The 22,967-nt window shown below is 57.1% G+C and carries 20 protein-coding genes and 1 tRNA gene; 16 read left to right on the top strand and 5 right to left on the bottom strand.

The window, feature by feature from the left end; all coding sequences use genetic code 11:
• Window positions 1-17: 17 nt before the first annotated feature.
• From ACZM8Y_RS05035 to crcB (ACZM8Y_RS05075), 9 genes are all read left to right on the top strand, one after another.
• Entirely contained in the window at window positions 18-1,736 is a 1,719-nt protein-coding gene (locus ACZM8Y_RS05035) for an urease subunit alpha (protein ID WP_479858344.1), read from the top strand.
• A gap of 216 nt (window positions 1,737-1,952) precedes the next feature.
• On the top strand, window positions 1,953-2,597 hold the full coding sequence (locus ACZM8Y_RS05040) for an urease accessory protein UreE (protein WP_308772143.1): 645 nt from the start codon (window positions 1,953-1,955) through the stop codon (window positions 2,595-2,597).
• A gap of 16 nt (window positions 2,598-2,613) precedes the next feature.
• On the top strand, window positions 2,614-3,330 hold the full coding sequence (locus ACZM8Y_RS05045; RefSeq protein WP_308772144.1) for an urease accessory protein UreF: 717 nt from the start codon (window positions 2,614-2,616) through the stop codon (window positions 3,328-3,330).
• 62 nt (window positions 3,331-3,392) lie between these two features.
• On the top strand, window positions 3,393-4,031 hold the full coding sequence (gene ureG, locus ACZM8Y_RS05050; RefSeq protein ID WP_308772145.1) for an urease accessory protein UreG: 639 nt from the start codon (window positions 3,393-3,395) through the stop codon (window positions 4,029-4,031).
• A gap of 10 nt (window positions 4,032-4,041) precedes the next feature.
• A complete protein-coding gene (locus ACZM8Y_RS05055; RefSeq protein ID WP_479858345.1) occupies window positions 4,042-5,010 on the top strand; it encodes an urease accessory protein UreD in 969 nt (322 codons plus the stop codon).
• A gap of 134 nt (window positions 5,011-5,144) precedes the next feature.
• The gene (gene yut, locus ACZM8Y_RS05060; RefSeq protein WP_479858346.1) at window positions 5,145-6,146 is read left to right on the top strand and encodes an urea transporter; all 1,002 of its coding nucleotides are present in this window, start codon (window positions 5,145-5,147) and stop codon (window positions 6,144-6,146) included.
• A 27-nt stretch (window positions 6,147-6,173) separates the two neighbouring features.
• Window positions 6,174-7,388: an ammonium transporter gene (locus ACZM8Y_RS05065; protein ID WP_302551681.1), complete on the top strand. Its 1,215-nt coding sequence runs from the start codon at window positions 6,174-6,176 to the stop codon at window positions 7,386-7,388.
• 48 nt (window positions 7,389-7,436) lie between these two features.
• Window positions 7,437-7,817 (top strand): fluoride efflux transporter CrcB, encoded by a 381-nt coding sequence (gene crcB / locus ACZM8Y_RS05070; protein ID WP_479858347.1) that lies wholly within the window; start codon window positions 7,437-7,439, stop codon window positions 7,815-7,817.
• Window positions 7,818-7,826: 9 nt separating this feature from the next.
• Entirely contained in the window at window positions 7,827-8,225 is a 399-nt protein-coding gene (gene crcB, locus ACZM8Y_RS05075) for a fluoride efflux transporter CrcB (RefSeq protein ID WP_302551679.1), read from the top strand.
• Window positions 8,226-8,403: 178 nt separating this feature from the next.
• Here the strand turns inward: crcB (ACZM8Y_RS05075) and ACZM8Y_RS05080 are convergent.
• Both ACZM8Y_RS05080 and ACZM8Y_RS05085 read right to left on the bottom strand, forming a co-directional pair.
• A tRNA-Ser gene (locus ACZM8Y_RS05080) sits at window positions 8,404-8,496 on the bottom strand.
• A 94-nt stretch (window positions 8,497-8,590) separates the two neighbouring features.
• Window positions 8,591-11,005 (bottom strand): LPS-assembly protein LptD, encoded by a 2,415-nt coding sequence (locus ACZM8Y_RS05085; RefSeq protein WP_479858357.1) that lies wholly within the window; start codon window positions 11,003-11,005, stop codon window positions 8,591-8,593.
• Window positions 11,006-11,417: 412 nt separating this feature from the next.
• On the opposite strand from ACZM8Y_RS05085, the gene alr reads away from it, so the two are divergent.
• Window positions 11,418-12,572, top strand: a complete 1,155-nt coding sequence (alr, locus tag ACZM8Y_RS05090; protein WP_479858348.1) for an alanine racemase — start codon at window positions 11,418-11,420, stop codon at window positions 12,570-12,572.
• 40 nt (window positions 12,573-12,612) lie between these two features.
• Here alr and cfa read toward each other — a convergent pair whose 3' ends face one another.
• The 3 genes from cfa to folK form a co-directional block, all read right to left on the bottom strand.
• Window positions 12,613-13,725 carry a cyclopropane fatty acyl phospholipid synthase gene (cfa, locus tag ACZM8Y_RS05095; RefSeq protein WP_302551677.1) on the bottom strand — a complete coding sequence of 371 codons (1,113 nt, stop codon included), beginning with the start codon at window positions 13,723-13,725 and terminating at the stop codon, window positions 12,613-12,615.
• A gap of 278 nt (window positions 13,726-14,003) precedes the next feature.
• Entirely contained in the window at window positions 14,004-14,291 is a 288-nt protein-coding gene (locus ACZM8Y_RS05100; RefSeq protein ID WP_302551676.1) for a transcriptional regulator, read from the bottom strand.
• A gap of 21 nt (window positions 14,292-14,312) precedes the next feature.
• Window positions 14,313-14,870 carry a 2-amino-4-hydroxy-6-hydroxymethyldihydropteridine diphosphokinase gene (folK, locus tag ACZM8Y_RS05105; protein WP_489501626.1) on the bottom strand — a complete coding sequence of 186 codons (558 nt, stop codon included), beginning with the start codon at window positions 14,868-14,870 and terminating at the stop codon, window positions 14,313-14,315.
• A gap of 21 nt (window positions 14,871-14,891) precedes the next feature.
• Between folK and xerD the strand changes: the two genes are divergently transcribed.
• The 6 genes from xerD (at window position 14,892) to ACZM8Y_RS05135 (ending at window position 22,889) form a co-directional block, all read left to right on the top strand.
• On the top strand, window positions 14,892-15,923 hold the full coding sequence (xerD, locus tag ACZM8Y_RS05110) for a site-specific tyrosine recombinase XerD (RefSeq protein WP_482331188.1): 1,032 nt from the start codon (window positions 14,892-14,894) through the stop codon (window positions 15,921-15,923).
• Window positions 15,920-18,676, top strand: a complete 2,757-nt coding sequence (locus ACZM8Y_RS05115; RefSeq protein ID WP_482331184.1) for a CBS domain-containing protein — start codon at window positions 15,920-15,922, stop codon at window positions 18,674-18,676. Before xerD ends, ACZM8Y_RS05115 begins: the two co-directional genes overlap by 4 nt.
• Before the next feature lie 93 nt (window positions 18,677-18,769).
• On the top strand, window positions 18,770-19,276 hold the full coding sequence (locus ACZM8Y_RS05120) for an HIT family protein (protein ID WP_337432160.1): 507 nt from the start codon (window positions 18,770-18,772) through the stop codon (window positions 19,274-19,276).
• Window positions 19,277-19,286: 10 nt separating this feature from the next.
• Window positions 19,287-19,697, top strand: a complete 411-nt coding sequence (locus ACZM8Y_RS05125; RefSeq protein ID WP_302551671.1) for a hypothetical protein — start codon at window positions 19,287-19,289, stop codon at window positions 19,695-19,697.
• 67 nt (window positions 19,698-19,764) lie between these two features.
• Window positions 19,765-22,425 carry a DNA mismatch repair protein MutS gene (gene mutS / locus ACZM8Y_RS05130; protein WP_487480082.1) on the top strand — a complete coding sequence of 887 codons (2,661 nt, stop codon included), beginning with the start codon at window positions 19,765-19,767 and terminating at the stop codon, window positions 22,423-22,425.
• Window positions 22,422-22,889 carry a hypothetical protein gene (locus ACZM8Y_RS05135; protein WP_337432158.1) on the top strand — a complete coding sequence of 156 codons (468 nt, stop codon included), beginning with the start codon at window positions 22,422-22,424 and terminating at the stop codon, window positions 22,887-22,889. Before mutS ends, ACZM8Y_RS05135 begins: the two co-directional genes overlap by 4 nt.
• Window positions 22,890-22,967 lie beyond the last annotated feature (78 nt).

Genomic DNA, 22,967 nt, shown 5'->3' on the forward strand with positions numbered 1-22,967 from the left:
ACGGAAAGGAGTTTCATATGCCAACAATTTCTCGTCAGGAACACGCTGCCCTCTTCGGCCCGACCGTTGGGGACAAAATCCGGCTTGGGGATACGGATCTGTATGTTGAAATCGAAAAGGACTTGCGCCACTACGGTGACGAGTCCATGTACGGCGGCGGCAAAACCCTGCGCGGCGGCATGGGCGGTGATGCCCGCTTGAACCGCGATGCTGGCGTGCTTGATCTCGTCATTACCAACGTCACCGTCATCGATGCCGTGCAGGGGGTCATTAAAGCCGACGTGGGAATCAGGGACGGTAAAATCGTGGGTATCGGCAAGAGCGGCAACCCGTCCATGATGAATGGCGTCGATCCCAATCTCATCGTAGGCAATTCCACTGACGCCATCACCGGTGAACATCTTATCCTCACCGCCGGCGGCATCGACTCCCACGTCCACTATATCTCTCCACAACAGGGGTATGCCGCTCTCTCCAATGGCGTGACCACCTTCTTCGGCGGAGGAGTCGGCCCCACCGACGGCACCAACGGTACGACCATCACCCCCGGCCCGTGGAACATCAGCAAAATGCTGGAAGCCATTGACGCCATGCCTGTGAACATGGGCATTCTCGGCAAGGGGCACGCCTACAACAGCGTCCCGCTGGTCGAGCAGATTGAGGCCGGCGCGTGCGGCTTCAAGATACATGAAGACTGGGGTGCCATGCCCGCCATGATCCGTGCTGCGCTGAGCGTTGCCGACGATATGGACGTGCAGGTTTCCATCCACACTGACACCTTGAACGAGTCCGGATATGTGGAAGACACCATCGACGCCATCGCGGGCCGCGTCATCCATACTTTCCATACGGAAGGTGCGGGCGGCGGACACGCTCCAGACATCCTGCGTGTGGCGAGCCATCCCAACGTGCTGCCCAGTTCCACAAACCCGACGTTACCTTTCGGCATTAACACCCAGTCGGAACTGTTCGACATGATCATGGTTTGCCATAACTTGAACCCCAACGTGCCCTCCGACGTTTCCTTCGCCGAAAGCCGCGTACGCGCCGAAACCGTCGCCGCTGAAAACGTACTGCATGATATGGGCGTCATCTCCATGATCTCCAGCGACTCGCAAGCTATGGGCCGCGTAGGTGAAAACTGGCTCCGCGTGATCCAGACCGCTGACGCAATGAAGGCCGCCCGCGGCAAACTCCCTGAGGATGCGCCCGGCAACGACAACTTCCGCGTCCTGCGCTATGTGGCAAAACTGACGATCAACCCTGCTATCACGCAGGGCGTCAGCCACCTCATCGGCTCCGTGGAAGTGGGCAAGTACGCCGACCTCGTCCTCTGGGAACCGCAGTTCTTCGGCGCCAAGCCCAAAATGGTGATCAAGGGCGGCATGATCAGCTGGGCCAACATGGGTGATCCCAACGCTTCCCTGCCCACGCCGCAGCCTACCTACTACCGCCCGATGTTCGGCGGCATGGGTCTCGCCAAGCCCCGCACACGAATCACCTTCGTTTCACAGGCCGCCATGAAGCGGAACATCCGCGAAAAGCTCGGCCTACGTAGTTGCGTCGAACCTGTGTGCAACATCCGCGGTCTGAACAAGCACGACATGGTGCGCAACGGCAACCTGCCCAAAATCGAAGTTGATCCCGAAACCTTCGCGGTCAAGGTCAACGGTGTGCATGCCACCGTTAAGCCGGCCGAAAAGGTCGCCCTCGGCCAGCTTTATTTCTTCAGTTAACGGTTGAATCGCTAGGGAGGACGCTTTGTAAAAAAAACGTCCTCCCCCACCCCCTCCACCTGCAACAATTTTAAAAAATTTGTTTCAGTGCCTAGATTCGCATGACGCCTTTAAATTCACCGGGATACGGCTGCAAGTCTGTACTGGTGAACCTCTTTCACAGTGGGTTAAAGGCGGTGTCCCTTGCCACCGAAAGCATCATAGAAAGGAAACCCCATGCAACTCGTAGAAAACGTACTCGGCAACAGCAATGATCCCGTGTGGAAGGCTCGGCTGGCCGATGCCGCCATTGATACGCTTGAACTCAGCCAATGGGACGCGCAGAAAAACAGGCTCCGCAAAGATACCCGAAATGGCCAGGCCATTGCAGTATCCCTCGACCGCAACGTGTTCCTCCACGATGGCGACATCCTCCTTTGGGACGAAAAAATGAAACAGGCCGTCATCTGCAAAATCGATCTGTGCGATGTGCTTGTCATCGATCTCAGCGGCCTCCAAAAGCTGCCCCCCGAGCAGCTCATCGAACGCTGCGTCCAGCTCGGGCATGCCCTCGGCAACCAGCACTGGCCCGCCATCGTGCAGAACGGCTTCGTATACGTTCCCATGGCGGTGAACCGCCTCGTCATGAATTCAGTCATGAATACCCATCATTTCAAAGATATTACCTTCCGCTTTGCGCCCGGTTCCGAGATCGTGGATCTCCTCGAACCCACGCAGGCCCGCCGTTTGTTCGGCGGTACGGAACGCCCCATGGACGGCGGCCACACACATACGCCTCTCGACGGTCACGCGCACCACCATGCCCATCACCATATGCACACCCACGAAGGACATTGCCACGACGGTTGTTGCCATAACTAAGGCCCCGGAGCATACCGTGAAAAATATTCTTTCCCTCTCCAGAATGATGCAGTTCGGTGACTCCATGCTTCCCGTGGGGGCCTTTGCCTTTTCAAACGGCCTAGAGTCGGCAGTCCAGAAAGGCGTGGTCTACGATACCGAAACCCTGCGTCAATATACGCATACGGCCCTCGAACAGGCGGCGAAAGGCGATGCCGTGGCCGTCGTTTGGGCGACGCGCGCGGCCCTCTCCGGGGATCTGGAGGAGCTTATCCGTATTGACCGTGAGGTACTGTGCCGCAAACTCAATGAAGAAAACAGGCTTATGGCTACCCGTATGGGGCGCAAGCTCGCGGAAATGGGGGCGGACATCACCGAGAATCCCCTTGTCATCGGCTGGCGGGACACCATCAAGGACGGCAGGGCTCCGGGAACCTATCCGGTTTCCCTCGCCGTACAATTTGTGGCAATGGGCCTTTCCACACAGGAGAAACTCGACGCCGGGACGCTCGACGAAGTCCTTGCCGTCCACCAGTACGGCGTCGCCATGACCATCCTGAACGCATCCATGCGTATCATGCGCATCAGCCATATTGATATGCAGCGCGTGCTCTACAGCCTGACGCGGGATTTCGACGCCATGTGCCGGATCGCCATGCGGACGCCGCTGGAACAAATGTCCAATTACGCTCCCATGACCGACATCCTCGCCGCCAACCACGTCAAGGCGCACGTGCGGCTGTTCATGGGCTGATCGCTGATCCGGCCATCCGTTCCGGAAAGATCCTCCACCTCTTTTTTGAAAAGGAATACGCAATGAAAAAAATCACTCGCATCGGCGTGGGCGGTCCGGTCGGATCCGGCAAGACGGCCATCATCGAAGCCGTCACCCCCGTTCTTATCCGCAGAGGCATCAAGCCGCTCATCATCACCAACGACGTGGTCACCACCGAAGACGCCAGGCACGTCCAGCGTGAACTGGATGGCATCCTCGAAGCCGAAAAGATCGTGGGTGTGGAAACCGGGGCATGCCCGCACACCGCCATCCGCGAGGATCCGAGCATGAACCTCGCCGCCGTGGAAGAGCTGGAAAGCAAGTTCCCCGACAGTGATCTCATCTTTATCGAGAGCGGTGGCGACAACCTTACCCTGACCTTCAGCCCGGCGCTGGCGGACTTCTTCATCTATGTCATCGATGTAGCCGCTGGGGACAAAATCCCGCGCAAGAGCGGGCCCGGCGTGTGCCAGTCCGACATTCTCGTGATCAACAAGGAAGACCTCGCCCCTTACGTCAAGGCCAGCCTTGAGGTCATGGATCGAGATTCCAGAAAGATGCGGGGCGGCAAGCCTTTCATCTTCACCAACTGCATGACGGGCAAGAACATCGAAGAGCTCACGGACATGATCATCCGTGACGCCCTGTTTGATTTCAAGCCCGCCGAAAAGACGGCCTAGGAGGTTGCCCATGAGTCAGCTCAGCAGCCGCGCCCGCGTCGAGCTCGCAAGGGCGGCCCTTTCGCGGATCGGGCTCGAATCGCCGGAACTGCGCCCCTATCAGGATGAACCGGCGCAGATGCCCAGCGGCACGGTCGGCAAAGACGGGTATTTGCGGCTTGAGTTCGCCGATCAGGGAGATCGCAGCGTGATGGCGTTTATGGATCGGCGTGTGCCGTTCCTTGTCCAGCGGGCGCTGTACTGGGACGAGGCCATGCCGCGGATGCCCTGCATATTCATCATCACGACAACAGGCTGTGTATTGCAGGGCGACCGGATGGCGTTGGAGATCGAGGTCGGCAAGAACGCGCAGGCCCACGTCACCACGCAGTCTGCGACCAAGGTTCATATGATGAATGCCAATTACGCCTCGCAGCTACAGGACATTGTCGTGGAGGAAGGCGGTTATTTGGAATACATGCCCGATCCGCTCATCCCGCACCGTACTTCGCGCTTTCTCAGCAAGACCCGGATTTCCGTCGCGGAAACCGGAAGCCTGCTCTATGCCGAAGTCGTACTGCCGGGGCGGAAATACCACCACGAAGACGAACTGTTCGGATTCGACCTCTACTCTTCGACCATTGAAGCCTCCCGCCGCGAGAACGGCGAAAAGCTGTTTGTCGAGAAGTTCATCATCAATCCACGCGAAACGGATCTGTCCCGAACCGGCATCATGAACGGCTATGAGGTATTCGGCAACGTCATCCTTATGACGACAAAGGAAAAGGCCATTCGGGTACGCGAGGAGGTAGAGGCCGACGTAGATAAGGAGACGGGCCTCGCCTACGGAGTGTCCCTGCTTCCAGGTGAATGCGGGTTGATTTTTAAGGTTCTCGGCATGACATCGGAGTCAGTCCGGGGCAAAATCCGAGAATTTTGGCAAATCGCACGCAAGGCCGTCACAGGGAATGAACTGCCGCAAGCCTTCCTGTGGCAATGACACGAACCAACAGGAAGCTCAGAAAGACACTGGCGGTAGTTTCCGCCGCCTGCGTCCGGACGCCCGCTTCACGCGGGTTCCCCCTTTTCTGCCGTAAGGCCATCCTTCAAACCGGCAATTATCTGGAGGGAAACATGAATGTTGTCGCCAAAGGCTCACCTAACCCGTGGAACGCCCTTGCATCCCAAAATCCGGTCATTCACTTCATTGACGTCTGCCTGCGCGGTGCGGGGCAGGTCATGTTTCAAAATAGCCCGCTGACCGGGTTGTTCTTCTTCATCGGCATCTTTTGGGGCGCCTACTCCGCGCACATGATCTCCGTTGGGATCGGTGCGGTGATCGGAACGATTGTAGGTACGCTTACCGCTTACGCTCTGAAAGCGCCCAAAGAAAACATCAACATCGGATTGCATGGTTATAACGGTATCCTTGTGGGTTGCGCCCTGCCGACCTTCTTTGCACCTACGCCCCTGCTGTGGGGATACATCGTGGCAGGCTCGATCTTTTCCACCGTCCTCATGATGGCCGTCTCCAGCATGTTAAGGACGTGGAAGGTTTCAGCCATGACTGGCCCTTTCGTCATCACCACATGGTTTTTGATGCTTGCCGCCTACAACTTCGGCAACATCCAGATTATCAGCCTTCCGCATCCCGCCGTCTCCGTACAGCCTGCAGCGACGGATCTGTTCGCCTTAAACATGGAACAGTTCTGGAGAGCAGCGTTCGCGGGCGTATCGCAGGTGTTCCTGCTCAACAATGTAATCACGGGCATTCTGTTCCTCATCGGCCTTGCGGTGAGCTCCATCTGGGCGGCTGTGTTCGCCTTCGTAGGCTCCATCATTGCCATCTGCACGGCGGTCATCCTTGGCGGCGGCTCCACGGCCATCATCGCGGGCTTGTTCCAGTTCAGTGCTGTGCTGACCGCCATCGGCCTTGGTACAACCTTCTACAACCCCAACTGGCGGGTCATCTGTTACACCTTCCTCGGTACCGTGTTTACCGTGGTAGCCCAAGGCGCGCTCAATGTACTGCTGAGCGTCTATGGTATCCCGACCCTGACCTTCCCCTTTGTGATTGCGGCATGGATTTTCCTGCTGCCGAACATCGATCTGCTTCCCAAGACCCATCAGAACTGATCATCCTCAACCATCAGGAGTAGCCATATGTTTTCTCTCAACACGGGCGATACTGGCTTTGTTATGCTCTGCACCGCATTGGTGTGCATGATGACCCCCGCCCTTGCGCTGTTCTACGGCGGCATGGTCCGTAAAAAGAACGTGCTGACCATTATGATGCAGAACTTCGTTTCTATGGGCGTTACGGCCGTCATCTGGATTTTCGGAGGGTTCAGCCTTGCTTTCGGGCCGGATGTGGGCGGCCTGTTTGGTGACATCAGCTACCACTTCGCGCTGGATAAAGTGGGGATTGCCCCAAGCCCCATCTATGCGAGCACTGTGCCTTTCATCCTGTTCTTCGCCTACCAGCTTATGTTCGCGGTCATCGCCCCGGCGCTGATCACCGGCGCGTTCGCCGGACGGCTGAACTTCCGCGGCTACCTGAAGTTTCTCATCTTGTGGATGATCTTCATCTACATTCCCGTCTGCCACTGGATTTGGGGCGGCGGCTTCCTCGCCAAGATTGGCGTGATGGACTTTGCAGGCGGTATCGTGATCCACGTCAGCGCCGGTTTTGCGGCGCTTGCCTCGGTCATTTTCCTTGGTCGGCGTGACGACATGAAGCCCGGCGAACCGACCGTACCCAACAATCTGCCGCTGGTCGCCGTGGGTGCCGGCCTCTTGTGGTTCGGTTGGTTCGGTTTCAACGCAGGTGGCGCGTACGCCGCCGACGGCTTGGCCGCCTACGCCTTCACCAACACGACCATCGCCGGTTCCATCGCCATGATCGTCTGGATGCTTTACGACTGGCATTATGACCGCAAACCGTCCTTCTCCGGCGTGCTCGTCGGCGCCGTGGCCGGCCTCGCCACCATTACCCCCTGCGCCGGGTACGTGGAACCGTGGGCTGCAATCGTCATCGGAGCCGTGGGTTCTACCGTGTGCTACTACGCCAAGCATGTACAGGAACGCCTCGGATTCGACGATGCGCTTGAAGTGTGGCGTGCTCACGGCATGGGCGGCGTCACTGGCGCCCTGCTCCTCGGCATTCTCGCCAGCAGCAGTATCGATAAGGTGAGCGCCAGCATCCATCAGTTCCTCATGCAGCTCCTCGGCGTGATCATCGTAGCGGTCTACTCCTTCGTTGTGACCATCATCATCTTCAAGGTCATCAGCGCATGGGGGCCGATCCGGGTTACGAAGGAAGAGGAAGAGGCAGGACTTGATGAGTCCCTGCATGGCGAAGACGCCTATAAGATGTAACCCTCAAAGGCCGGGCCAGCTACCCGGCCTTTTTTAAAAGGAAACAGCATGACTGAGTTGACAGGGACGCTTTGGGTCGCAGGCGGAGGCGCACTCGGCGCTTACTGCCGCTTCCAGCTCTCCGCGTGGTTCGCCGCATGGCTCGGCAAAGGTTTCCCCTATGGGACTCTATTCGTAAACGTGTTCGGCTCTTTTATTATGGGACTGCTTGTAGGGGCAATCAAGATGGATGCCGTTCCCTTTATCCCTTGGCATGACTTCATTGGCGAAGGCTTTCTCGGCGCGCTGACCACATTCTCCACATTCTCTATGGATACATTCGCCGCCTTCCGTGACGGACAGCCCGGAAAGGCCGTCACCAACGTCGTCATCAATATGGCCCTGTGCCTTTGTGGGACCGCTTTCGGCTTTTTCCTGATGCTCCACTAGGGGGAAGGTATGTCGTATATCGAAAACACCATTGCCGTCCTGTGCGGCGGTGCGGCGGGGGCGGTCTGCCGCTTCAAGCTGAATACCGCGATCATGAGCGGCCTGACCATGGCCTTCCCTCTTGGCATCCTCTGCATAAACGTGCTCGGCGGTTTTCTCATGGGCCTACTGCAAGGCACCATGAAACGCAGCGAAAAGACGTTCACGGTGGGATACAGCCTGCTTGGAACCGGTTTCCTCGGCGGTTTCACCACCTTCTCCACCTTCTCTCTTGATACATTTAACCTCTACCATACCGATGATATTATGCTTGCAGGTCTGAATATTCTCCTCAATGCCGTGATATGTATCTGCGCCGTATGGGCTGGCTATCGCATTGTCTTCCCACGCATTGCCACACATGAATAAACAAATGCTTTCCCCAAATAGAAACAAAGCCCCGGGCAAATGCCCGGGGCTTTGTTAAGGATGAGGAGAAACTCTGGCTGATGGCATGATGAGCCTCAGATGAGCCTTAAATGTATCCGCAGGAATAAAGCTCACACCAAAAAGAAAAACCCACTGTTTCCAGTGGGTTAAATTCTAATGGCGGAGAGGGAGGGATTCGAACCCTCGATACAGTGTTACCCGTATACCCGCTTAGCAGGCGAGCGCCTTCGGCCGTCTCGGCCACCTCTCCGTAGAAATGACGTTCAATGCGTCGTTCCGTGGATTCTTCTAGCGATTCTTCCCGTGCCTGTCAACCGTTTTTTCGATTTTATCATTCTCGGTGATCAATCAAAAATTCCGGGGAGCTCTACCATAATGGAGTAACTCTTGTCATAGCCATCGTAATTATATCGGCCTATAATACGGTAACATTGCGCTGTATAAGCAATATCAATACTTTGATCGTAGGTTTTGCCAAATGTTCCACCTTGGCGCATATCGCGGTAGTCATCAAACCGGATAGACCACTCAGGCGTCACATTGATCGTCAAATCATTGTGGATAAGCCGTAAATCCGAAGTAAGTTGGACATTGTTCCAGTTCTCATACTGAAATTTTTTTCTATAGTCATAATACTTATCACGGAAGCTCATACCTGTGTACCATGATATCTTATCTTTATACCGTAGGTTGATATCATGATCATGACGTGTAACTTCTCCGTCATACGCTGAAAAATACGTTTTATCGTGATACCCAAGCCACGGCCAAGGATAGATTTCAAAATCCGAAACAATATCCATGAATGGCCTACGCCCATATTCATCCCGATACCGATCCCGGCGAGCCTCTTCAAAGTCGTAACCGCTCTCAATCCGCCAGCGCAAAAGATCCTGATAAAAAGTACTGCGCCGTGCTTCCTGTTTATCCCCCTCTCCAGTTACCGAAACAATGGAACCCTTTCGCGTTACAATATTGGTAATGGAGTACGTCAGCTCATCCCGGGGCAGTATTCTATCCTCCATCAAATAAAAAGGATTCTTTTCTTGATCGACATGCGGCGTGCGGGAATACCGGATACGCGGCTGGATTTCGTGGCGAACCGCTGTCCACATCTGCTTTCCGGCATTTTCAGGCTTGAGCGGAATGCTTGATTCGTCTCCAATCTGCCAGATACGGCTTGCTTCCGTATATCCTTGGATATCCATGTCGATCATGGTACGGGATTCGCCAGTCTGACGGGGAGAAGCGGAATTGTCCATATACATGGCCAATGGACTGGTGTGTTCTTTGCGATCCGTATTGTAGTAGGTTTGACGGAGCCCGACTGTACCAATGACGGAACCAAAGCCAAAATCCAAAGGAACGGATAGCTTAGGATAGATTTCCGTACGCCCGCCCGTTGTTCCTGAAGCGCGGTACATATACCCTGACTGAAACTGCGCTTCCAGTTCCAAGGGAATCTGCGGAATAATCCTTCCCTTATACAGGAACAAGTCGAGCTGCGGCAGGCGCTGCACCAATTCATCCTGACTTCGCGCCATATTCCCATGCCCGAGGGAAGGATCCTGCTCATACCGCACACTGGCGACAATACCCACGCGCTGCCAGTCATTGCTTACCAAAGCGGCGCTCACGCGGTTTTGATCGTCTTCCTGCAAATCACGCCCAAACATCCTGAATAGGTTGTCGCGGGTTCTGTCAAAGCCTATAGGCCCTTGGTTGAACTCACGAAGGAAATCCTGATCCGAAACATAATCGATATTGGAGCGGTAACGCCACGTGGAAGCCCCAAGGAACCCGTCGGCCATTCCACGCAGCCAATACCGATCGTTATTGGTACGCAGTGTCTGCGTATTTTCACTTACCCGGCTTGTCCCCGGAATCGCCACAGTATCCTTATCGTAGATACCGGTAGCGGCAAGCCATGTCTTCTGATCCGTAAATTCATTCGCCCGATACTCAACGCTGAAAGATGGCCCGATCTTCGTCATCCAGCCACCGTAAAACGTCATGTCATGGCTCTCATCAATAGCCCAGAAATACGGCTGAGTATAATAAAAACCGCGCTTTTCGCTGATGCCATAATCAGGCGGCAGCAACCCGGACTGGCGAGTCGTCTTTGCCGGCAATACCATGAAGGGACTGTAAAAAACTCCAGTATTTTTTACGTCAAAAGTCGAGTGGAAAAGCTGGGCATAACCGTCAATCTCTACGACGGCCTGTTCAGCATTCATCGACCACGCGGGAACCGCCCCGTCGCAGGTCGTCACCTTCGCCTTGTTGAAGGTATACCTATCCCCCCAGTGCTTGATAATCCGCGAACCGCTGAAATAAATGTGGGGCCCTTCCATAAAAACGTGCCCATTCGTCAGCCAACCGGTTTTGGAGTACAGATCAAACTCGGCTTCATCGGAACGGATGTCGTCCCTGCCCATGCGGACGAACACGTTGCCTTTCAGATAAACCCAGTTCGTCGCAGAGTAGTACCGGGCAAAATCAGCTTTTAAAATGTCGTTTCCCCGCTGAAGGACAACCCCACCCTGCGCCTCAACGATGGTATTGTCGCTGAGAGTGACCAGTTTGTCCGCCTCAAGATTCCACGAAGCCTCCTTCGTGTCTTCCATCGGTATAGTGAGCACATCCGTAGCGGCATACGAATGACCCGGCAAGCAAAGGAAAAGCGCCAGCAAAGCTACGGGCGCGCAAACCGTTTTTGTTACAAACCGGAACATTTCGCGAGGCAGGGGCACAATCATGGGCACGGCAAACTTCCTGTTGCATCCAGCGTTCGGACGCACTATAAAAATGCTCCGCACAGGAGCGTGTTTTAAAGGATAACTCCGCAGCAACGTCTCTTTTGTATCACTCGAACCAATTGCCGGGGCTATCCCGAAGCCTCTCACAACTGCCTCCCTCGCGGGGACGTTTTTTGAAAAACAATGCGGCTTCATGCTCTGGTTCGTGCGGGGTGTACTCTAGCCCATTTTTCAAACAAAAAAAACCCTCGGTTATTCCCCGCCGCCGGGGGACAATAAAAAAGAGCTTTTTTCCGATTCATCCATAACTTTTCCTGAAATACGAAGTGGGGGATGTTTCCACGCCCCTTTACCGTCCCGCACCCCCTATCCCTGTTTTCCCACCAGTAAAGCGCTTGAGCGTGGAGGTCCCATGTTTTTGAGCAGTGCCATCATCACCGTCCACCTTGAAAACCTTCGTCATAACCTGAAAACACTGTTGGCCCGCCATCCTTCCCTCATGCCCGTCATCAAGGCAGACGCCTACGGGCACGGCGTCGTCGCCGTCGCGCGCGTGCTGGCGGAAGAGGGAATACGGCATATGGCGGTAGGTTCCGTGGGGGAAGGCGCACTGCTCAGACAGGAAGGGCATACGGCTTTCCTGCTCGCGCTGATGGGGCTGGCAAGGGATGAAGATACGGCTCTTGCCGCGAACTATGACATCACCCCATTGATCCATAGCCGGGAAAGCCTTGAGCGAATCCTTGCGCAAAGCCATCTGATGGGACGTGCGGAACCATTGACGATCGCCATTAAATTCGACACCGGCATGTCCCGGTTGGGGTTCCGTGTGGATGAGGCGGCGGATCTGGCCGATTATCTGCGTACGCTCAAAGAAGTGCGGCCCGTACTGGTCATGTCGCACCTCGCCGCTTCGGATACTCCAGCACTTGACGATTTCACCCACGAACAGGCGCGCCGCTTCCATGAGGCGACGGAAAGCATGAAGGCCGTTTTCCCAGATCTCAAAACATCCCTGACAAACTCTCCGGGCCTCCTCTGCTGGCCGAGCTATGTCGGCGATCTGGCTAGGCCCGGCGTCACACTCTATGGAGGGAACCCGCTTCACGGTACGGACAGGGCCAAACTGGGCATGGGCCTGCTTCCGGTCATGGAGATGGCGGCTCCAGTGCTTTCCGTCCACCCTGTCATGAAAGGTGCCACAGTCAGCTACGGCTGCCTGTACACCGCCCCAAAAGACATCAAGGCGGCCGTCGTCGGGGCCGGTTATGCCGACGGTTACCCGCGCTCGCTGTCCATGCGCGGATCTGTTTTGATCCGGGGACAGCGCGCCCCTATTCTTGGGCGGGTGTGTATGCAGATGTGCATCGTCGACGTAACAGATATCCCTGGCGTTGAACCCGGTGATACGGCTTATTTGCTGGGGGGAGCGGGCCCGCTGGCCATCCGCCCCGAAGAACTTGCCGAGTGGTGGGGAACTATTTCTTATGAAGTATTCTGCGCGCTAGGCCGCAACCGCCGCGTAAGCGAGAAAAAATTCAGCGAATACGGCAACAGGCGTACCTAAGGCTTCAGCTTATGGCGCGGCAGAGCCCCCGCCGCACCGCTTAACGCTGGCAGCAATAGCCGCCTTCCACACCTTCCGGACTCAGCACAATCTGCCAGAGCTGAATGTCACGCGCCCGGAACGCGCCCGCACAGCTTAAAAGATAGTACCGGTACATGCGGCGTACGCGCTCGCTGCACTGAAAAGCGCCTTCCGCATAGCCTTCTTCAAAACGCTGATGCCATGCCATGAGCGTCTTGTCGTAATCGGCGCCGAAGTTGTGCCAGTCTTCCATGACATAGCGCCCGGTAATGGCCTTTGCAACGCAAACCGGAGAGGGAAGCATCCCATTGGGGAAAATATATTTGTTGATCCACGGATCGGTTCCCGTCTTCTTTTTGCTGTTGCCGATGGTATGCAGCAGGAACAATCCCGAAGGCTTCAGCAGCCGTTTGGTCGTCTTCATGAAAATATCGTAATTTTTCCGTCCCACATGCTCGAACATACCGACGGAAACAATACGATCGAACTGCCCTTTTAAGGATCGGTAATCTTCCAACAGCCAATTGACGAGATGCCCGGCGTCATGCTCCCGGGCATAGGCAAACTGTTCCGTAGAAATCGTGACCCCAGTGACTTTCACCCCGTATTCTCTGGCCATATATAAGGAAAGACCGCCCCAGCCGCACCCAATGTCGAGCACGGACATCCCTTCTTGAAGATCAAGTTTCCGGCAAATCAGCTCCATCTTGTTACGCTGCGCCTCGTCCAGCGTCCCGGCATTCTTCCAATACCCGCAACTGTAATTCATCGTAGGCCCGAGCATCCGCGCGAACATGGCGTTATCCATATTGTAATGCTGCTCAGCGACCATTGGGGCCCTGGCCACGCTCTGTAAATTGAACAGGAGCTGGCTCGCCACAACCAGAGCATTGGGAAGGTTATGCCGCACCTTGTTTTCCAGATGCGCATGGAGGGCCTTACAAAACAGTACATCCAACTGCTCGCAGTCCCACCAGCCCTCAAGATAGGCCTCGCCCGCTCCGAGCGTACCCTCCCGGAACACCCGTTTATACAGGCCTTCATTATGAATCTGGATATCCCAAGGACGGTCTCCTCCCACCCGGATATCCGCCTCAGCAAGCATCGAAGTCAAAACGGCTTTTGCATCCATGATTAACCTCCGAAAATATCGCCTCTACGCCCCTTTCCAGGTAAAGGCGGCTTTCCATGATGCACCACGGAATACCCTTTTCTTCAATTATTAGTTGGTACTAGAATCATTCAGCTATAAAGACTCCTTCATGCGAAAGTACACAAAAAGACCCAAAATTCCCCACAATTCGGAGAGGCTGTGCGGACGGCTGGCCCTTGCCGCCACGATCAAAAAAGAGAAGACGGACAATCCGCCTCCTCTTTATGTAAGACTGCAACCACCCTTCGCAAGGGAGATTATTCGTCGCCATCACCGCCGGTCTTTTCGGGCAGCTTCCCGATACGCTTCAAAAACTCGTCGCGGCAGTCGTAGCTGCAAAAACGGTGAACCGTCTTGCCGTCCCGAACGGTGATGTTGCTGTCGGAATCAATATAAGCTCCGCAAACCGGGTCTTTGACCATTTCCCCGGTAGCGATGAGATGTTCCTTTTCCTTCTTGGTATCCTCACTGCTCTTTTTGCGGTCATTCATGAACATACGATACAAGGCATAACCCACAAGGATGAGGATCAACCATTTCCACATGGTTCAACTCCAGCATTGCCGTTACTGGCGGATGCGGTTCCCTTCCACGGCATGAGCGAGGGAACGCAACGCCTCTCCGGGAGTCCGTCCGTCGGAGAGGAGCAGATTCGGTTCGATATCCCGCAGGGGGACAAGCACAAAAGCCCGTTCCGACATGCGAGGATGGGGCAGAGCCAGATGCGGCGTATCCCAGCGATCCTGATCAAACAACAAGAGATCCAGATCGATAACGCGCGGGCCGAACCGCATCGCCGGGTCCGACGTCTCCCGGACGCGGCCCAACCTCTTTTCCACATCAAGGAGCATATCCAAAAATTCGGGGGCTGTCATGTCTAAAGCGCAGGATACCTTGAGAACCTGATTGGCGAACCACGGTTGATCGCGCATCTCCTGCGGCTCCGTAAAATAGACGGGCGACGCCGCCTCGATTTTCCAGCCCGGCAGGGAACCCAAAACCTCCCGCGCCCGGACCAGATTCATTTCCGGTTCCCCCATGTTGGATCCCACGCACACATACGCCACATGCCGCTCATTCATCATATTACTCCCAAAAACCGCGATCGGTTTGCGATTCCCCATGCTCTGGTGTATTCTGCGAACATGAAGACGACCTCGCGAATCCATACAACTCCCGTTTCCGACAAGGGCGGGCGGCGCCCCGATACCCCGGCAGGTTTTCCCTCCAAACTGGCTTCCCGCTGGCTTGATGGACTCATAGCCGAACGGGGGCTCTCGCGCAACACCGTCGCCGCCTACAAACAAGATCTGGATGCGCTCCGGGACTTCCTCGACGAGCTGGAAACGCCCCTCAGCGGCCTCGATGACGAAAACATCACGCTGTTCATCGCTTGGCTGCGCAAACGCGGCGACGCGACCCGCACGCTCGCGCGGCGCATTTCGTCCCTGCGCAGTTTCCTTGCGTGGTGCGTCGAACGGGGTGAGCTGGCCTCCAACCCGGCGGCCCTCATCGACACGCCCAAACTCCCTTCCCTCCTGCCCGACGTACTGACGCAAGATGAGATCATCCGCCTGCTCAACGCCCCGGACGCCACCAGCAAACTAGGGCTTCGGGATCGGGCCATGCTGGAACTGCTGTACGCCGCGGGTATGCGCGTTTCCGAACTCATCGGACTGCAACCCATCGATTTGGATCTCCAACGTGGCGTCGTGCGCATTTTCGGCAAAGGAAGCAAGGAACGCCTTGTCCCCCTGCATGACGCGGCTGTCATGCGCATGGCCGAATACCTCAAAATCGTGCGCCCTCTCTTCACTCCCGTTGAGGATCGTGTGTTCCTCAACCGTTCCGGCAACGGCCTCTCCCGGCAGGGAGTCTGGAAGCTGGTCAAACGCTACGCACTGGAGGCGGGCATCCGAAAACCCATTTCCCCGCACACGTTCCGGCACTCCTTCGCCACCCACCTGTTGGAAGGCGGAGCGGATCTCCGTTCCGTACAGATCCTCCTCGGCCATGCGGACATGAGCGCGACGGAGCTTTACACGCATGTCCAGTCCGAACGCCTGCTCCAAATCCACAGGAAATACCACCCCCGCTCCCAGTACACAGAACCCGGCCCGGATGATGCCCCCCCACCGAAGGCGAACTGTCGTAAGCTGCATAAGGAAACCATATGAAACCTTCTTTGGCCTCAGCCCCCACCGTCATCACCTGCCACAGCAACGCCGACTGGGATGCCTTGTCTTCGATGATCGGCATGTCCATGATCTACCCCGACAGCATCATGATCTTTCCGGGCAGCATGGAAAAGCCGTTGAACCAGTTCTTCAATGAAACCGCCGTATTTCTGTACGCATTCAAGAATATAAAAGAAATCGACCACACGAGTGTGAAGCGCGTCGTCATCGTGGACACGCAGATCCGTTCCCGCGTGCCGCAGGTGCATGATTTGCTCGATCTTCCCGGCGTGGAGGTGGAGGTATGGGATCACCACCCCACCCCCAAGCCTTGCTCCGGCGAAAAAAATAAGGTCATCAACGCCGACGTGACGCACATCGGAACCACAGGCTCCACCTGTACGCTCATCTGTCAGGCCCTACAGGAACGGGGCATCACCCCAGCCTGTCAGGAAGCCACCTTTCTTGGGCTCGGCATCTACGGCGACACGGGCGCGTTCACCTACACGTCCACCAAGCCGGAAGACTTCCTTGCGGGGGCATGGCTACGCCAGCACGGCATGGATTTGCCCTTCATCGCGGATCTCGTCCAGACGGGCATGACCAGCGTCCATATCAAGGTTCTCAATGAACTGCTCGACTCCGCTGCCGTCCATGAGGTCGGCCCTTACAGCGTAGTCCTCGCCGAAGCGACGCTGGACAGCTTCATGGGCGATTTCGCCTACCTCGCCCAGAAATTCATGGAGATGGAGTCCTGCAACGTCCTGTTCGCCCTCGCCAACATGGAGGAAAAGGTGCAGGTCGTGGCCCGCAGCCGCGTGGACGCCGTGGATGTCGGCCAGATATGTAAAGCGCTTGGGGGCGGTGGGCACCGTTTCGCGGCGTCCGCTTCGGTCAAGGGCATTCCCCTTCCCGAACTCAAGGATACCATCTTCCAACAACTGTATATGCAGGTGAACCCCAACAAACAGGCGCGGGATCTCATGTCCTCGCCCGCCGTCGGCATTGAGGACAAGCAGACCATCCGGGAAGCGGAACAGATCATGAACCGCTACGGCCTCAAGGCCGCTCCCGTCTTCCGGGCGGGGACGCGCCATTGCATCGGCTATATGGAATGCCAGACGGCATCCAAGGCCATCGCCCACGAACTGGGCGACATGCCGGTTTCCGAATACATGCAGCGCACCATCCTGACGGTTCCGCCGGACGCCCCCCTGCAACGCCTCATGAAAATCATCGTGGGCGCGCACCAGCGGCTTGTTCCCGTCGTCGAAAAGAACGAGGTCATCGGCGTGGTCACCCGCACCGACCTCATCAACATGTTCGTCGAAGATCCTTCCGGCGTGCCCATCCCCGTCAACACCAGCGCACGTGAACGCAACCTCGCGAAACTGCTATCTACACGCCTCCCCCAGCCCATGCTGCGTATGCTCCACAGGGCCGGGGAACTCGGAGACCGCCTGCAGGTCAGCGTTTATGCCGTCGGCGGTTTCGTCCGCGACATCATGCTCAGCCGCCCCGCCGTGGAGTTCGACGACGTTGATCTGGTGGTTGAAGGCGACGGCATCGCCTTTGCCAAGGCGCTGGCGCAGGAACTCGGAGGCCGCGTCCGCGAGCACAGGGCTTTCATGACCGCCCTCATCATCTATCATGACGAAAACGGCGAAGAACAGCGCCTCGACGTAGCCACGGCGCGCCTTGAATACTACAAATACCCCGCCGCCCTGCCCACTGTGGAACTCTCTTCCATCAAGATGGATCTCTTCCGCCGCGACTTCACCATCAATGCGATGGCCCTCCGCCTCAACAAGGGGCAGTTCGGCTGCCTCGTCGACTTCTTCGGCGGCCAGAGCGACATCCAGCGCAAGACAATCCGCATCATCCATGCCCTGAGCTTCGTGGAAGATCCCACCCGCATCATCCGGGCCGTGCGCTTTGAACAGCGGTACGGCTTCCACATCAGCACGCAGGGCGAAAAGCTCATCAAGAACGCCCTGTCCCTGAACCTCGTGGAAAAACTGTCCGGCGCGCGCATCCTGCACGAGCTGAACCTCATCTTCCGCGAGGACGAACCGGAAACCTGCCTGCGCCGCCTCAACGGACTCGGCGTGCTGGCCGCGATCCATCCGAGCCTCACCCTGACCCCCGACAGGGACGAACTCATCGACTCCCTGCGTGAGGTCATCGACTGGTACCGCCTCCTCTATTTCAAGGAAACGCCCGACCTTTCCACACTGTATCTCATGGCCCTGTGCAGCGCCGTCCCAGCCATCGAAACGGCGGATATCCTGCACCGCCTTGGGCTGACGCCCACAATGCGCGAGGAGCTCCTCAGCCTGCGGGAAAGCGTGCGCACGACGCTGATGGAGCTCCTCAACTGGCACCGGGATACGCAAAAAAAGGGGCAGGCGGGACACTCCATAAGCCGCTTGTGCGCCCTCCTCGCCCCCCTGCCGCTCGAAAGCACGCTTTACCTGATGGCCCGCTCCGACAACGAGGAAATCAGCAGCAGCGTTTCCCAATACATCTATAAATGGCGGCAGATCAAAGTGGACATCAACGGCGACGATCTGCACCGCCTCGGTTTGAAGCCCGGGCCGCAGTTCGGCAGCGTTATGCGTATGGTTCTGGCCGCAAAGTTGGACGGGGAGGCCGAAACAAGGGAAGCGCAACTGAAACTGGCGGCGGGGATGATCAGGAAGGGCCTTCCGGGAAAGGGGATGGCGGACGCCGCCCAGAGGAAGCCGCGCTGAAGCGTCCTCCACGGGCGGGAAGGGCTTGCCGTGAGCGCCCTTGCCGTGTAGAAGAGGAAAAACGATTTTCACTCAAGACAAGGAAGCTGTCGTATGACACATCCTCTGTGGGCCCCGTGGCGTATGGACTATATTTTGGGGCCGAAACCGGACTCGTGCGTTCTGTGCCTCCCTCCCGATGATCTGTCCCATGACGAGGAACGGCTCGTCCTGTACCGCGGCAAGGCCGCTTTCGTCATCATGAACAAATTTCCGTACAACAACGGGCATATCATGGTGGCACCCCTGCGGCACGTCATGGATCTGCCGCTTCTGACGGCGGAGGAATCGACGGAAATCATGGAATTGCTCAAGCAGTGCACGACCATTCTCAGGGAGTTCTTCAAACCGCAGGGCATCAATGTAGGCCTCAACCTCGGCGAAGCCGCCGGAGCGGGCATTCGCGACCACCTGCATTTCCATCTCGTCCCCCGCTGGAATGGCGATTCTTCGTTCATGGCCGTGATGAGTGAAACGCGGGTCATCCCCGATCATCTGGCTTCGACCTATACCAAACTCAAACCCCTTTTCGCCCGGTTGCGCCCGGGCCAACCCGCATGAGGAGAGGTCTATGCGTTACATCAAAGTGCTGCTGCTGGTCATTCTGTTTTTCTTGGTCATGATGTTCTTCGTGCAGAACCAGAGTGCGTTCTCGCAGGCCGTTGCGCTGAAACTCGACCTGCTGTTCCTCCCTCCGGTCGAATCCGCCCCTCTGCCCTTCTACACCCTGCTGATCATCTGTTTCGTCCTTGGCGCCCTGTGTATCCTCGCCATGCTGATGTGGGATCGGGTTTCCCTCTCCGCCAAGCTGACGATGGCCAATATGCGTGCCCGCGGCTTTGAAAAGGATGTCGCCAAGGCCCTCAAGACCAACGAGGCCCTTCAGAAGAAGCTAGACGCCGCTGAAGCCAAGGCCGCCCAGCTCGCCGAAGAGGTCGAAAACGCGAAAAAGTCCGCTTCCGCACTTACCGAACAAGAATAACCACTTACCATTCATGATGCCCACGGATGATCCCTCGCTGGATTGTACGTGGGCATTATTGCAGCATATGAGTCAACAGCCCGTATCTCCCCGCCTTACCCCCATGTTTGAACAGTACCTCCGCATTAAGGAGGGCTATCCTGACGCCCTGCTCTTCTACCGCATGGGTGACTTTTATGAACTTTTTTTTGAGGACGCCGAAGTAGCCTCGCGTGAACTCCAAATCGCGCTGACTTCGCGCAACCCTAACGCGGAATCACCCGTTCCCATGTGCGGCGTCCCGTGGCATGCCGCCGAAGGGTACGTCAGCCAGCTTTTGAACAAGGGCTACAAGATCGCTTTCTGCGATCAGGTCGAAGACCCCAGAGCCGCCAAGGGGCTTGTCGAGCGCGCCGTCACCCGTGTCTACACCCCCGGAACCGCCGTCGAGGACGTCAGCCTTGAGCCCAAGGGGCACACCTATCTTGGGGCCCTGCTCTGGAGTGCCGACACGGATCGCGGCGGGTTCGCGTGGGTGGATGTCTCCACCGGCTACTGGGCCGGGCTGCACGTCAAAAAGAGTCAGGAACTCTGGCAGTGGGCGCAGAAGATTGCCCCACGCGAACTCCTGTTGCCGGAAGATGCCGACATCCCGCCCTCGCTGCACCTTACGGACATTCAGGTCGTCCGTGTCCCCTTGCGGAGCCATTTCGACTACAAACGCTCCACTGAACGCGTCCTTGCCGCCCAGTCCGTCGCCGAATTGGGGGCCTTGGGGCTGGAAGACCGCAAAGAGCTGGTGCAGGCATGCGGCGCACTGCTCGCCTATCTGGAGCAGACGCAGATGCAGGACACCAAACATCTTGCGCCCTTCGAGCCTCTGGATCTTGGCCAGCACCTCCTTATCGACGACGTTACGGAACGTAATCTGGAGCTGTTCCGCCGCCTCGATGGACGCAAGGGCGTAGGCACGCTGCGCCATGTAATCGACTCCACGCAGACGCCGATGGGCGGCCGCCTGCTTGAGGAGCGCCTACGCAACCCTTGGCGCGAACTTGCGCCCATTCAGGAAACGCAGGAAGCCATTGCTTGGCTCATTGCGCATCCCGAAAACAGAAAAAAGCTGCGCGAGGCGCTTTCCGGCGTCTATGATCTTGAGCGCCTGTCTACCCGTATCGCCCTGAACAGAACCTCCCCCCGGGATATGCTGTCGCTCAGGCAGAGCCTTGCGGCGCTTCCTCCGGTCAAATCCGCTATCACGTCTCCCGATGCCGATACCCCCAGAGTGCTCCGCTCCATTACGGAACATTGGGATGATCTCGGCGACCACGCCACCACGCTGCAAAAAGCCCTTGCCGACGATCCGCCGCAGTTCATCACCGAAGGAGGGCTGTTCAAGCAGGGTTATAACCCGGAACTGGACGAACTGCTGGATCTCGTCGAACACGGGGAAAACCGGGTCAAGGCGCTGCTCGAAGAGGAGCAGAAAGCTTCGGGCATCAGCAAGCTCAAGCTCGGCTACAATCGGGTGTTCGGGTATTACTTCGAGCTGTCCAAGGCAGTGGGCGGAACGCCTCCCGAACATTTTATCCGCAGGCAGACGCTGGCCAACGCCGAGCGTTTTACGACCGTCCGCCTCAAGGAATTGGAAGAAAAGCTGCTTTCCGCCGCCGATCGGCGCAAGTCGCTTGAATACAAGCTGTTCCAGCAGCTTCGCGGGGCGTTGGCTGAAGCCCGCCCCCGCATCCTGTTCATGGCCGACATGCTGGCGCAACTGGACTATTGGCAGTCATTGGCGGAAACGGCGGTGCGCCACAACTGGTCGCGCCCCGTGCTCCATACCGGGCAATCCGTCACAATCAGGGAAGGACGCCACCCAGTCGTTGAGGGCATTATCGGAGAAGCCGCTTTCGTGCCCAACGATCTCCACATGGATGAGGACAGGCGGCTCCTGCTGATCACCGGCCCCAACATGGCCGGTAAGTCGACCGTGCTCCGCCAGACCGCGCTGATCTGCCTCCTCGCGCAGATGGGTTCTTTCGTCCCGGCCCGGGAAGCCCAGCTTGGCCTGTGCGATCGCATCTTCTCCCGCGTAGGCGCTTCGGACAATCTGGCGCAAGGCCAAAGTACGTTTATGGTGGAAATGATGGAGACCGCACGCATCCTGCGGCAAGCCACCAAACGCAGCCTCGTCATCCTTGACGAAATCGGACGCGGCACGAGCACATTCGACGGGCTGGCGTTGGCGTGGGCCGTTGCGGAAGAGCTGGCAAGGCGGGCCGGGGGCAGCATCCGAACCCTTTTTGCCACGCACTATCATGAACTCACGGCATTAGAAGGCAAAATCCCCGGTGTGCATACCATGAACATCGCCATTCGGGAGTGGAACGGGGAAATCGTCTTTCTCCGCCGCCTGATCCCCGGGCCGTCCGACCGGAGCTACGGCATCGAAGTCGCGCGGCTGGCAGGCGTCCCACAGCCCGTCGTCCAGCGGGCACGGGAAATCCTCGCCCAACTGGAGCAAAACAAAAGCTCCTCACCCGTCCGTCAGGTCATGCCGAATCTTCTGCCCGGCATCCAGCTTCCCGAGGCCAAGCCCAAGAAAGTGGTCGAGGAAGTTGCCGTTGCGGAACCGGAACACCCTTTGCTCGTGGCTCTGCGGGATACCAATCCCGATGCCCTGACCCCTCTTGAGGCCCTGAAACGTATCACGGAATGGAAACTTTTATGGGGAGCCCCAAAGCAATGAAAACACGGATCACGCTAATACTGTGCTGCCTACTGTTGATCGCAGCGGGATGCGGCAAGAAAGGGGATCCGATCCCCCAAGACAAGAAAAACCTGTTTGAATGGGAAAGCGCTGACGCCGCCCTCACCGGAAACGGTTGTCTCGCCATCTCCGCGTTCATGAAAGGCGCGGCGCGCAATGTGGACGGTTTCTCCATTGAGCTGGAACCTCTGGGCGCATCTACCGATTCCACCCTGCCCAAGGAATTGCAGACGCCGCAGGATACCTGTGAGGGCTGCCCCTTCGCCCCGCGCGAAACGCAGGAACTGACGCCGCAACAGGCCGTCCCCACGGATTCGGGAACGCGGTTCGCTTTCACCTATTGTCCGCAAAACAAGGCGGCGGCTTACCGCTGGCGTCTAGTGGCGCGGAACGTCTTCATGGCCTTCCCCTACGCACTGACCCCGGTGAAAACCGTTCGCTAAGGCAACATTCCTTTTAAAATATTCTGAACGCATTGGGGGAGCTTTTCTCTGGAAAGGCTCCCTCACTTCCCCATCAAT

This window comes from Bilophila sp. (assembly GCF_057864385.1).

Excerpts from the sequence above, each read along its gene's own strand:
- ACZM8Y_RS05035 (WP_479858344.1), top strand. The coding sequence starts at position 18 with ATGCCAACAATTTCTCGTCAGGAACACGCTGCCCTCTTCGGCCCGACC.
- ACZM8Y_RS05040 (WP_308772143.1), top strand. The coding sequence starts at position 1,953 with ATGCAACTCGTAGAAAACGTACTCGGCAACAGCAATGATCCCGTGTGG.
- ureG (WP_308772145.1), top strand. The coding sequence starts at position 3,393 with ATGAAAAAAATCACTCGCATCGGCGTGGGCGGTCCGGTCGGATCCGGC.
- ACZM8Y_RS05055 (WP_479858345.1), top strand. The coding sequence starts at position 4,042 with ATGAGTCAGCTCAGCAGCCGCGCCCGCGTCGAGCTCGCAAGGGCGGCC.
- yut (WP_479858346.1), top strand. The coding sequence starts at position 5,145 with ATGAATGTTGTCGCCAAAGGCTCACCTAACCCGTGGAACGCCCTTGCA.
- ACZM8Y_RS05065 (WP_302551681.1), top strand. The coding sequence starts at position 6,174 with ATGTTTTCTCTCAACACGGGCGATACTGGCTTTGTTATGCTCTGCACC.
- crcB (WP_479858347.1), top strand. The coding sequence starts at position 7,437 with ATGACTGAGTTGACAGGGACGCTTTGGGTCGCAGGCGGAGGCGCACTC.
- crcB (WP_302551679.1), top strand. The coding sequence starts at position 7,827 with ATGTCGTATATCGAAAACACCATTGCCGTCCTGTGCGGCGGTGCGGCG.
- ACZM8Y_RS05085 (WP_479858357.1), bottom strand. The coding sequence starts at position 11,005 with ATGATTGTGCCCCTGCCTCGCGAAATGTTCCGGTTTGTAACAAAAACG.
- alr (WP_479858348.1), top strand. The coding sequence starts at position 11,418 with ATGTTTTTGAGCAGTGCCATCATCACCGTCCACCTTGAAAACCTTCGT.
- cfa (WP_302551677.1), bottom strand. The coding sequence starts at position 13,725 with ATGGATGCAAAAGCCGTTTTGACTTCGATGCTTGCTGAGGCGGATATC.
- ACZM8Y_RS05100 (WP_302551676.1), bottom strand. The coding sequence starts at position 14,291 with ATGTGGAAATGGTTGATCCTCATCCTTGTGGGTTATGCCTTGTATCGT.
- folK (WP_489501626.1), bottom strand. The coding sequence starts at position 14,870 with ATGGGGAATCGCAAACCGATCGCGGTTTTTGGGAGTAATATGATGAAT.
- xerD (WP_482331188.1), top strand. The coding sequence starts at position 14,892 with ATGAAGACGACCTCGCGAATCCATACAACTCCCGTTTCCGACAAGGGC.
- ACZM8Y_RS05115 (WP_482331184.1), top strand. The coding sequence starts at position 15,920 with ATGAAACCTTCTTTGGCCTCAGCCCCCACCGTCATCACCTGCCACAGC.
- ACZM8Y_RS05120 (WP_337432160.1), top strand. The coding sequence starts at position 18,770 with ATGACACATCCTCTGTGGGCCCCGTGGCGTATGGACTATATTTTGGGG.
- ACZM8Y_RS05125 (WP_302551671.1), top strand. The coding sequence starts at position 19,287 with ATGCGTTACATCAAAGTGCTGCTGCTGGTCATTCTGTTTTTCTTGGTC.
- mutS (WP_487480082.1), top strand. The coding sequence starts at position 19,765 with ATGAGTCAACAGCCCGTATCTCCCCGCCTTACCCCCATGTTTGAACAG.
- ACZM8Y_RS05135 (WP_337432158.1), top strand. The coding sequence starts at position 22,422 with ATGAAAACACGGATCACGCTAATACTGTGCTGCCTACTGTTGATCGCA.